The sequence below is a fragment of the Streptomyces sp. WELS2 genome, from assembly GCF_013870595.1.
In the GTDB taxonomy this organism is placed as follows: domain Bacteria; phylum Actinomycetota; class Actinomycetes; order Streptomycetales; family Streptomycetaceae; genus Streptomyces.
Genome location: NZ_JACBWZ010000150.1, coordinates 1 through 10,781, shown reverse-complemented (window position 1 = coordinate 10,781; position 10,781 = coordinate 1). Strand labels below are relative to the sequence as shown.

General features: G+C 67.7%; 7 protein-coding genes and 2 pseudogenes. 4 read left to right on the top strand and 5 right to left on the bottom strand.

Annotation, left to right across the window (positions count from 1 at the left end; genetic code table 11):
* Nucleotides 1-571, top strand: a 571-nt coding sequence (locus H5J33_RS12285) for a lanthionine synthetase LanC family protein (RefSeq protein WP_309485386.1), incomplete at its 5' end; no start/stop codon positions are given.
* A gap of 15 nt (nucleotides 572-586) precedes the next feature.
* Here the strand turns inward: H5J33_RS12285 and H5J33_RS12280 are convergent.
* Nucleotides 587-1,495 (bottom strand): annotated as a pseudogene (locus H5J33_RS12280) (IS110 family transposase); the annotation flags it as partial.
* Between the two features lie 377 nt (nucleotides 1,496-1,872).
* On the opposite strand from H5J33_RS12280, the gene H5J33_RS12275 reads away from it, so the two are divergent.
* Both H5J33_RS12275 and H5J33_RS12270 read left to right on the top strand, forming a co-directional pair.
* Complete coding sequence (locus tag H5J33_RS12275) at nucleotides 1,873-2,682, top strand: maleylpyruvate isomerase family mycothiol-dependent enzyme (protein ID WP_258565029.1); 810 nt, start codon at nucleotides 1,873-1,875, stop codon at nucleotides 2,680-2,682.
* Between the two features lie 968 nt (nucleotides 2,683-3,650).
* Nucleotides 3,651-3,833, top strand: coding sequence for an antitoxin (locus H5J33_RS12270; protein WP_181794935.1), 183 nt, complete (start codon nucleotides 3,651-3,653; stop codon nucleotides 3,831-3,833).
* A gap of 421 nt (nucleotides 3,834-4,254) precedes the next feature.
* Here the strand turns inward: H5J33_RS12270 and H5J33_RS12265 are convergent, their stop codons facing one another.
* From H5J33_RS12265 to H5J33_RS12255, 3 genes and pseudogenes are all read right to left on the bottom strand, one after another.
* On the bottom strand, nucleotides 4,255-6,924 hold the full coding sequence (locus tag H5J33_RS12265) for a DUF3376 domain-containing protein (protein WP_181794934.1): 2,670 nt from the start codon (nucleotides 6,922-6,924) through the stop codon (nucleotides 4,255-4,257).
* 202 nt (nucleotides 6,925-7,126) lie between these two features.
* Complete coding sequence (locus H5J33_RS12260; RefSeq protein ID WP_181794933.1) at nucleotides 7,127-7,699, bottom strand: hypothetical protein; 573 nt, start codon at nucleotides 7,697-7,699, stop codon at nucleotides 7,127-7,129.
* A gap of 166 nt (nucleotides 7,700-7,865) precedes the next feature.
* Nucleotides 7,866-8,133, bottom strand: a pseudogene (locus H5J33_RS12255) (IS5/IS1182 family transposase); the annotation flags it as partial.
* 226 nt (nucleotides 8,134-8,359) lie between these two features.
* Between H5J33_RS12255 and H5J33_RS38665 the strand changes: the two are divergent.
* Nucleotides 8,360-8,464 (top strand): DUF6207 family protein, encoded by a 105-nt coding sequence (locus tag H5J33_RS38665; protein ID WP_399552812.1) that lies wholly within the window; start codon nucleotides 8,360-8,362, stop codon nucleotides 8,462-8,464.
* A 340-nt stretch (nucleotides 8,465-8,804) separates the two neighbouring features.
* Here the strand turns inward: H5J33_RS38665 and H5J33_RS12250 are convergent, their stop codons facing one another.
* The gene (locus H5J33_RS12250) at nucleotides 8,805-10,556 is read right to left on the bottom strand and encodes a cellulase family glycosylhydrolase (RefSeq protein WP_258565028.1); all 1,752 of its coding nucleotides are present in this window, start codon (nucleotides 10,554-10,556) and stop codon (nucleotides 8,805-8,807) included.
* Nucleotides 10,557-10,781: the final 225 nt, after the last annotated feature.

Genomic DNA, 10,781 nt, shown 5'->3' with positions numbered 1-10,781 from the left:
CATCGCCTGGGCGCTCACCAGGGCCGGGAGCCTGCTCGGTGACGAGCGGCTGGCCGCCCTCGCCCGGGAGGCGCTGGAGTACGAGCGGACCCTCTTCGACGCGGAGGCCGCCAACTGGCGCGACGTACGCGCCGACGGCTCGCCCGGCGCCGCCGCGTCCCACCCCGTGCTCTGGTGCCACGGGGCGGCGGGCATCGCCCTGGCCCGCGTGGAGCTGTGCGCGGAGCTGGACGACGCCCGGCTGCGCCAGGAACGCGCGGTGGCCCTGGCCACGGTGGCCCGCGACGGCTTCGGGCACAACTTCTCCCTCTGCCACGGTGACCTGGGCAACCTGGACCCGCTGCTCCTGGCGGGCGGGGCGGCGGCGGACACGGCACTGCGGCAGGCCGCCGTGACCCTGGATGCGCTGGAGGCGCGGGGCTGGGTGTGCGGCATGCCGAGCGGGGTGCACAGCCCCTCGCTGATGACCGGGGTCGCCGGCATCGGCTACGGACTGCTGCGGCTCGCCGCGCCGGAGACCGTACCCTCCCTGCTGGCCCTCCGCCCGCCCGGGGCGGTACCCGTTCGGTGAGGTCTATGTCCTTCGTCAAGCAAGGCGTTGGGTTCTGGGTTCGTGGAAGGCTCCGTCGCGGAGCATGGTGAACAGGACGCTGACGCGGTGGCGGGCGAGGCGGAGGAGGGACTGGGTGTGGGTTTTGCCGCGGGCTCGGCAGCGGGCGTAGTGGCCGCGGGAGGCGGGATCGCGCAGGGCGGCGAAGGCGGAGAGGAACATCGCGCGTTTGAGCTGCCGGTTCCCGCCTCTGGGAGCGTGCTCGCCATGGATGGAGGTCCCCGACTGCCGGGTCGCCGGGGCGAGGCCGGCGTAGGAGGCCGGGTGGGCGGCGCTCGGGAACGAGCTGCCGTCGCCGACGGTGGCCAGGAGGATGGCGGCGGTCCTGACTCCGATGCCGGGTATCGAGGTCAGGACCTGGGAAAGAGGGTGGGCCTCCAGCAGTGCCTCGATCCTGGTCTCCGGGGCCCGGCGTTGTTCATGGACGGCGGCCGGCGACTTCGCCGGCGACGGGACGATCACGTCCAGGGTGTTGGTGCCGGGGACGACGACGGTCTGCTGGCCGAGCGCGGTGAAGATGTCGTCGACGAGCCGCTCGGCCATGCGCGGTGCCCTCGGGCGGACGACCTCGACGAGCTTGCGGCGGCCTGCCTTGCGGAGTGTCTGTGGGGATCCGTGGCGCTCAAAGAGGCAGGTGATGGCCGGGTGGTCCAGGCGGGGGCCGAGGACGCGTTCGAGGCTGGGGTGGAACTGGGTGAGCAGGCCGCGGATGCGGTTGCCGGTTCGGTTGGCCTCACCGGCGAGGTCCTGGTCGGAGCCGACCGGCACGGTCAGCTCCGCGGTGACCTCGTCGGTCAGGTTGAGGCTGCGCAGGGTGTGGGGCATGGTGCGGGCGGCGTCCGCGATGACGGCCGCGTCGCGGGCGTCGGTCTTGGCCTCGCCTGGGTCGCACCGGATCGCGTCGACGGAGGCGGTGGTGTAGGGCGCGACGTCGACGGCCCCGGCCCGGCTGGTGGGCGGTGGAGCGAACGCCGAACAGGTACTGGGAGTCCTCGGGACTACTGTGGAGCTGGTCGTTGGTGTGGGGTCGCTGTACATGTTGTGGCTCCACACCACGGCTCTGTACGAGAACACGGGCGAGCGAACGCGCCGCACGTCGCGGTGACGTCGAAACGGCGGTGTACGCCCCGTGGACCGCGGACCAGCCGGCCCTCTTCGGGAGGTCCCGCCTGTCGACCGCCGGGGCCGATTCACCTTCGAGTGCGCTCAAGCAGCCACACTGACTGCGAGATCGAATGCACGGCACAGAACGGCGGCTGCAGATGACGACGACGAACCGGGCGGGGCACCCCCTGCCGTACGACACCTACCGTGAGGCGATCGGGCGGGAGACCCGCCGCTTCGCCGACGCGGTGCGGGACGCCGACCCGGCCGGCGCCGTACCGTCCTGCCCCGGCTGGACCCTGGCCGATCTCACCCGGCATGTGGGAGCGCTGCAGCGCTGGTTCTGCGTCCTGCTGTCCCGGCGGGTGCAGGAGGTTCCCCGCGATCGGGAGGTCGAGCTGGGGCTTCCCGAGGACGTGCGGGACTACGCCGACTGGCTGACGGCGGGCATGCCCGCGGTGGCCGCTGTGTTGCGGGACACCGATCCTGGCGCGGCGATGTGGACCTGGGGCGCCGACCCGCACGCCCGGTTCTGGGCCCGCAGGATGCTGTTCGAGACGCTGGTGCACCGGGTGGACGCGGAGCGTGCCGTCGGCCGCGACGCCGATGTCGACCCGGAGCTGGCCGCGGACGGTGTCGACGAGTTCCTGGTCAACCTGCCGTACGCGGGTCTCTTCGCGCCGGGGGTGAGCGAACTGCGCGGCGACGGCGAGGTCCTCGCGTTCGGGTGCACGGACGTCGGTGGCGCGGTCGGCGAGGAGTGGCGGGTGCGGCTGGAGCCGGACGGCTTCCGGCCGGTGGCGGGCGGCGGGACCCACCCCGGGGCGGCGGACTCCGCGGCCGTCCGGGCTCCGGCCGCGGACCTCCTGCTGCTGCTCTACGGCCGCCGGTCCCACCGGGAACCGGTCTTCGAGGTGGCGGGGGACACCGGGCTCCTGGACCGTTGGTTCGCGCACACGGCGTTCTGACCCGGGCGCCAGGGCTCGTGCCGGCCGCTGCTCATCCGTGCTTTCGCCGGTGGCGGCTTTCCGGCGGTGAAGCGGACGGCGAGCGCCGCGATGTCGTCCTGCGGCCGGTCGCCGCTGTAGGCGAGCAGGTCGTGGCGGAGCCGCTCCGGCAGCTCTTCCGGCGGCAGGGCGCACCAGGCACGCAGCCGCCGCGGCAGGGATTGAAGGCCCCCTCGGCGTCGCGCGTTTCGATGGTGCCGTCCGTGTGCAGCAGCTGGTCGCTGGGCACAACGGGGAGGCGTCGGCGTGGTACGTCTCCCCGAGCACCATGCCGAGGTCCAGGGGCGGCGCCGAGCGCCCTCGGTCCCGTTCGGCCACCTCGCCGCGGTGGACGAGGACGGAGGCGGGTGGCCGCAGTTGACGACGCGGATCATGTGTTCCCTGGCGGGCGTCTCGGCGAAGACGGCGCTGGGCACTACCGGTCCGCCCCCGCGCCTACGACTCGCCCGAGACGCTGCAGCACGCCCTCGGCCACGCCTTGACCGCCACGCCCTGTCCGAGAAGGCGCGGACCACCGCGGCCCTGGTGACGGCGCCGACCGGGGGGCACGACTTGGTGCCCCCCAAATCCGCGACCGGGTCACCTGCTCCCGCTGGAGGCCCCGAAGGCGTGGGGACGCGAAGACCGTCACGAACGGCACCCTGTCGGTCGCGGCCCGGGGCAAGGGGGGACTTCCGGGCGTACGTGCCAGGCGGTCCCGGCCAGATCAGCGGTCATGGCCCCTACCTGAAGTGACCTCGGGGCGGCGGCACGCCGCGGGCCCGGAACACAGCAGCGCCCGGAACCGGGCGCGGAGCGACGGCCGACGTTCCGCCCGGGGGCCCGCCCTCACCCCGGCATGACGGCGGATCCGCCACGCACGCTTCGAACTGGACACCACGGGTACTCCCCGCCCGGTACGACACACACGTAGCGCCGGGAGGTGCCTCATGGGCAAGCTGGGAGACATGGCGAACAAGGCCAAGGAGATGGCGAAGGCCCATCCGGACCAGGCCGACAAGGGTGTCGACAGCGCCGAGCGGATGGTCGACGAGCGTACAGGGGACAAGTACGACGCGCAGACCGACAAGGCCGCCGACGCCGTGCGCCGTTCCTACGGTGGCGGCGAGTGACGGACCGCTGAACCCGCGGCACCCGGAACCGGGCCCCGGCGTGGATCGCCGGGGCCCGGTCGTGTTCCGGTCATGGAGCGGCGGCCAGAGCGTGAACGAAGCAGAAGCGGCCGCCCTTACGGGCGTTCTCAGCCGCTGCTCCGACGTTGATCGCGCCACCGACCGTCGCTCTTGGGCGTTCGGTCCAACAGCATCGGCTCGTTCCGCCCTCACTGGACGTCAGTCAGCACAACGCGGCGTCAAACACCTTGCCCGTTCCGCAGAATCGGGTGCGCTCTCCTGCCGGCACTGATGACGGGGCCCGACAGCGTGAAGGCAGTCGGGCTCTGTTGCGCGTTGCGGGATCATCGGTGTTGTTACTGCCTTCGGCGTTTCAGGGTGACCGCGATGAAACGTCGAGTGTGAGGGTTCCGCGCGGGTGTCAGCGTTTTCCAGTGGTAACCCAGCGAAGCCACACCTTGACCTGTGCCATCGTGCGAGTGGCCAGGCGGATCCGGCCCGCTGCCGCACCTGCTGCAAACGCAGCGAAGATACCTGCGGCGGCTGTCCGTTTGGCGGCGGTGATCACTGCCCGGGGTACCTTTCTCAGGTCGTCGTCGTATGCCTTCCACGCCGCGCGGCGAATGTAGTACGTCGGTACCCGGCGCACCCAAGTCTGCTGACGACGCTGCCAAAGCTTGGCATCCTTTCCTCGCAGGTCCTGTGGCCGGGCGAAGGTGGACCGTCCGTATTCCACGGTGCGCCGCCAGATTTTGAGCCAGCCTGGCGTTGGTCTGCTGGGGATACCAGGATCATCGGGGTCTCCGGCATTGCTTAGAAGCGTCAAGACCGCGTTCCCGACCTCTCTCAGGGTGTGATTGCCTGCAGGAGTGTCGAGCTGCTCTTTTAGTAGCTGTCCGTCCGGCTTCTTGAGGTGTTCGAGGTGCTGCTCCATCCAAGTTCGGGCGCGGCTCTCCGTCGGTCGTTCGCCATCGGTCGGCGCCTCCGCCACGAGGATGGCCCGGTGGAGCAGTTCCTCCTCTTGCCTGCGTTCCTGCTCGCTCGTGCCACCGAGCAGGTACAGCAGGTGATGGGCGGCGTCCAGGCGGCCCCAGGTGAAATCCGACTGTCTCCAGTTCTCGTCGACGAACGCGCCGAAGTGGGACAATCGGAACCCGTAGAGCTTACGGTCCCCGAAGCCGTCGAATTGGTCCTCGCGGAACAGCGGGCTCATCGTGTCCGGGCCCAGCCGCATGAATTCGAATTTCGGCGGCAACTTTTCCACGACCTTCGACGGCGGCGCATACGCTCGGGTCAAGACTTCAACGGTCAGGCAGGCTGTAACGACATCCTCTGTGGTCCAGCTGTTGTTGAACCCCGCCTCGACCAGTGCATTCGTATAGGAATTGCTCGCCGTGTTGACGAGTTCCTGCAGTCTAGCGGGGAGCCCTAGCCGGGTGAAAACCGTCTCGTAAAGACGCGCAATGCCCTCTTCGGCCAGGTCGTTCTTATCGGCGTTAATCCGGACCTCGGAATGCAGGGAATTCACCATGGCCAGCACTCTGCGCAGACAGTCGCTCACCTTCCGGCCGCCCCCGACCAGAGCATGTTCGACGGCCTCGTCCTTCGCGTCGGGTGTATCGAGCAGTTCAAGAAGGTGCCCGCTGAGGCACTGGATGACACGCTCTGCGGCAATGATCCCCCAGTGCCATTCCTTGGCTAGATCGAAATCGATTGGCTCGTTGTAGCGCGGAATCCAGCTCGGGTGCCGCCACTTGGGGTCGAGGTGGCGGCCCCGCGCACCCAGGATGTTATCTATACGGACACTGTCCCATTCGCTTGTCACGACGAGGGAGCTGGTCGGAATACCCTCACTAATTCGTTTGCGTATGTCATACAGGAGCGCGGCGGTCCGGTTGCGGCGGTATTCGTTGATGAGCTTGCCCGCCGCCTCGTGCAGATGCTCGAAGAGTTCTCCCTTACCGTTTCCTTTCTCCTTTTTTGCGCCCTCGTGCAGCCGTTGGTACAGCTCCAATTGTCGGTCACGGACACTCGCTCCCAGGCGAGCGTCGAGGTCCTCCGTGCCGGAGCGCAGGTTCACCTCCTGCGGATACCGGATCGCGTTGACAGCCGCCGAGTCCCACTGGATCCCCTCGCACGACTGGTCTTTTGTGCTCTCCTCGGCCAACCGTCCCACCGAGGGGACCACATAGATGACGACGCGCCTGACGGGGTTGTCGACTTCCCGCCCGGTGATGGTTTCAAGGACCGGACCGAACGGCGCGTTGTTGAGAACACCGCCGTCAATCACACAACTTGCGGGGAAGTCGAGTTCTGGCTCCGGCTGAATACGGTACGGCATCAGAGGGTATTCGGACACCGGCGGGAAGGCTACTGGGTAGCCTGCGGTAGCACGTGCCGCCTGCACGAGCGCGGGGAGGTGATTGTCTCCGAAATGAGAAAGTATGCTCTCCTGGAATTCCCATTCGCCGGAGTCCCGCTTGTGGTACACGACATGTTTGTCCATCTGAAAGCGATAGAGACGCCGATGGTCGCGGACCTGAAACTGCGTGCCGAAACCGTCCTGGTACGAGCGGCTGCGTCCATCCAGAGCGGTAGCTGTGACGAACAGGGTAACTGGGTGCTTGCTACCGTCGACGCTTCCCCCTATACGCTGCACCGCATCTTGTACTTGGTTTTCGAAGGTCCCTCCGTTGAGTACGCTTGTCCGGGACGGTGGCTGCAGCAGTTTTTCCAGCGCGGCCGACTCCCTCCACAGGCTGCGAAGCGAGGGCAGCGGTCCTCCCCGCGCAATGGTGGTGGCGAGCATTAGCCCATTGATACCACCTGCGGACGTGCCGGACACGATATCGATCACTACTTTGGTCCCGGCTTTCCGAGCCAACTGCTTCCAAATTTCGAAGACTTCTCGTTCGCGCTGGTCAACCGAATCTACAGACTCGCCGCTGGATGCCCGACGGAGGATATCCAGTTCGTGGGTGACGCCCCCCATCCACACGGCTAGGCTGACCCCGCCGTTCATGACGAGGGCGAGACGTGTCTCGTGAGAGGGCACCTGCATTCGGGTGGTCATGCCGTTGACTTCCTTCACAGAACGGCCATAGTGGCGACGTTCGGCGCATCCGGTGGGCAGTCGCGGTTGCCGTCACTGGCGGCGTTGCCCCGGCGTCGTCGGGCTGTGCATGTATGGCCACCTTGCGGCAGCATTGGCGGACCCGCTGCAGGCCGAGGAGCGGGCGTCGCCGTTCGGACCACGCCGCGACCACCCTCTGTGGCGACAGACTGGCAGGATGTTAGTTGCTGGTGCCGAACAACACGCTGGAGATGTTGTCGACTTGGCTGTTATCTGAACTGCCGGGAGTATTGAGCCCCTGGAGTTGTTGGATCAGGGTCGTGCCGATCCTGACGTAGTCCTGCCACTGGCCGGCGCCGGGAATCTTGTCCTCAATGCCTGCAACGATGTTGGCGAAGGTTCCTGCGACGTCAAGCACCTGCTCTGCCCAATCGCCTTTCGCGTGCTTGTAGAGAACCCATCCGAAGTCGTCTTGCTCTCCCTTGTAGATACCATTGTCGTGATTGTCTGGTCCGAGACGTTGCTGGGCCACGTCCACGGTGACAGGGTTATCGGCTGTTCCTGCGCGCTTCAGTGAGACAAGGAGTACGTTCTCGTCGAACTTGAATTGTTGGTCATCGAAGAACGTGACCTGTGCATCGACGGGTCCCTCGATCTGAGCCTCGGTCGGGTTGCCGTGGGTGAAGTATGACTCATCGTCGAAAGAGTCAAAATGTGAGTCGGTCAACAGATATTCGCCCGTCTGTTGGCCGTGATTGAGGAATGTGACCTGGGTCGGCTTGATTCCTGGCATGATAACTCTCCTGTGCTGCAAGCAGCGTTCCGCTGAGTATTGGTGTGCCAGGGACCTCTTGCGGGTCGATCAGAGGATCGTCACAGCAGGGAAACCCTTTGCCGCTGTCATGCCTCTACCACAAGTTTTGCATGATGCTCAGTCCGAGCGCATGTCGAGGGGGCCCCGCCCGGACGCTCACCGAGTCGGTGGCGCACCGCGACCAGTCCTGCTCACCCTGACTGCCGAGTTCGTCGAGGATCGAGCGATGCAGCCTGGCCCACACACCAGCCTCGTGGCGACGAACACGATCGCCGCCAGGACCTCCCCGTCACCGTGCCGTCTACGCCCCTACGACCGCCACCCTGCGGACGTACCGGAGCCGGCGGCACCACCCGCTGAAACAGCTCCCACAACCCGTCCGGCACCATCCGCTCGACCAACTCGCTCGACATGCGACAGCGTGCCGCAAGATCACACCAAACGAAATGACTTGTGCAGAGTTCACGGTTCCGGGCGTACAGGCGGTCGGGACCCTCCCCGCGCTCGCGGGGAGGGTCCCTCAGTTGTTGCCTGGCCCTCCGGGCTGAGACAGGCCGTCGGGTCGGGCGCACCCGGCCATCGGGCTGGCGGAACCCTCGGGGGCGCGGCGTGGTGCTGTACGCAACCCCGGTCAACGAGATGCAGGTCAGGGAGCCGGGGCTCGTCGTGGTCGGTGTCGCGGCCGCCGACGTGGCAACCGCCCTGGCTTGCCAGCAGATGCTCGCCGGTCGTGGGCGACAGTAACAGCGGAGCGCACCACGCGGGGCCCCGGACAGCCCGGCACAAGGGGCATCCGCCACTGCCGTACCTGTGGGTCTTGCGCTGGCAGCTGGCGCACCGACGCCGCCCCACCCACCTCACCGGGGAGGGGCGGCGTCATCGGACAGCGGTACAGGTCAGGCGGGGGCGGCCTGCTTCGCCGGCGCGGCGAGCGGGGAGCGCCGGCCTTTCTCCACGGCGCGCAGCTGTGCCCAGTCGACTTCCGGGTGTGCGGCGGGGATCCCGTCGACGGAGGGGGTGATGTGGTTGCGGTGGGGCGACTGCGGGGGCGCCGCTGATGCGGGTTGCGGGGCAGCGGCTGTGGTCAGGTTGTGGTGCAGGTCCTGCCGCTGAGGGTGAAGGTGGTCGGGGCAGTGTTCGTGGCGCCCCTGTTGGCGATGAAACCGAGCGTGACGGAGCCGCCGGCGGTGATGGCGTCGGTGTAGGAGGCGGGGATTACGCTCACAAAGCCGCCTGTCTGGGTGGGGGTTCCGCCCCACATGTTGTTGATGGTCTGGCCGTCGGTGAAGGTGAAGCCGAGCTTCCAGTTGCTGACGGCTGCGGTGCCGGTGTTGCGGATGGTGATCTCGCCCTGGAAGCCGCTTCCCCAGTCTCCCACCAAGCGGTAGCCGACGGAGCAGGTGCCCGCCGGGGTGCCGGTGGTGGTGACGGTAACGGTGGCCGAGCGGGTGGAGCGGTTGCCGGCCGCGTCCTTGGCGTAAACGGCGAATGTGTAGGCCGTGTTGGCGGACAGGCCTGTGACCGTGGCCCGGTTGGACGCCGAGCCGGCCACCTGTGTCTCGGTGCCGCCGGTGACACGGACGACGTCGTAGCCGGTGACACCCACGTTGTCCGTGGAGGCCGCCCAGCTCAAGGTCGCGGAGGTGGCCGTCACCTCGGAGGCGGTGGGAGTCCCCGGAGCGGTGGGCGCAGTGGTGTCACCGCCGGGATCACCGGGGGTCTGGCTGAGCAGGTGCGCCTTGAACCCCTCACCGTAGGTGCTGGTCGGTGTGCCGTTCCAGTCCTCGATGAGCACACTGCCACCGCTGCAACCCCAAGGGTTCCAGGTCCAGGCCGTGTACCCGACCTTGTTGGCGTCCGCCCAGGCCATCACCTGGTCGATGTAGTCATGGGCGCAGGTGTTCTGACCGATCTCGCCGGCCTGGACCGGCACCTGGGCGGCGACCGCTCCGATGTTGCTGTCCCAGCACGACGTGGTCACGCAGCCGTTGAAGTTGTAGGAGTGCCATGAGGCCATCAGATTGCCGGTGGGGTCGGCCGGCTCGAATTCCAGCCACCGACTCAGGTTGTTCGTCCACTCCAGACCGCCCGACATGATCACGTTGGTGGCACCGGTGGCGCGTACCGCGTTGACGAGGATCTGCATGCCGGCGACCGGGTAGGTGATCCCGGCGCAGGTGCCGCCGTCACGCAGACAGGTCCAAGCGGCCGTGGCGTCGGACCAGTTGTTGGCCGCGTCCGGGTACGGCTCGTTGAACAGGTCGAAGATGACCGCTCCGTTCCCCTTGAACATCGTGGCCACCTCGGACCAGAACGTGGGGGCGTAGCGCGCGTCCGGCATCGGCTTCTGACAGGTGGCCGCGACGTCCGGGCAGCCTCCGCCGGGGCCGGTGTACTCGCCCCAGGTCCAGTGCAGGTCGAGGATCACGTTGATGCCGTTGGCCACCAGGAGGTCAGCGTAGGTCTTGACCGCCTGCTGGTACGCCGCCGCGCTGGGCGCCGTGGGAGGTAAGTTCCCGGTGCCCAGCCAGCACTCCTCGTTCAGCGGGATCCGGACAGTGTTGATCTTCCATGCCTTCATCGCGTCGACGGCCGCCTGGTCCGTCGGCCCGTCGAATATCTCCTTGCCCTGGACACAGCCGAACTCCCCGCCGGACCGGTTGACGCCCAGTGGGCGGAACGTGGAACCGGACCCGGTCACCAGGCGGTTGCCCGACACGTGCAGTGCCGGCGCCGCGGCGACGGCCGATGCCCTGCCGCCTGCGGCGGACTGACCGGCCGCCGGCGAGGCGACCGCCGAGGCCGGGACGCCTAATCCGGCCACCGAACCTGCCATAAGCACTCCGGCAACGCCGAAGGCCCGAAGGGCTCTTCGCATGCTCATCGCACTCTCCCTCAACGCACGTATAGGACCGATCACTCCATATGGCGCCGCCCGGCGAGAGACCGGCCTCAAAGCGGGTGCCACAGTGGGCAATGCGCCTCCACCTGGCTGGATGACCTTCGATACTGCGCATAACGCTGACCGACGATTGTGGGAGCGCTCCCATGTACAGTGAGC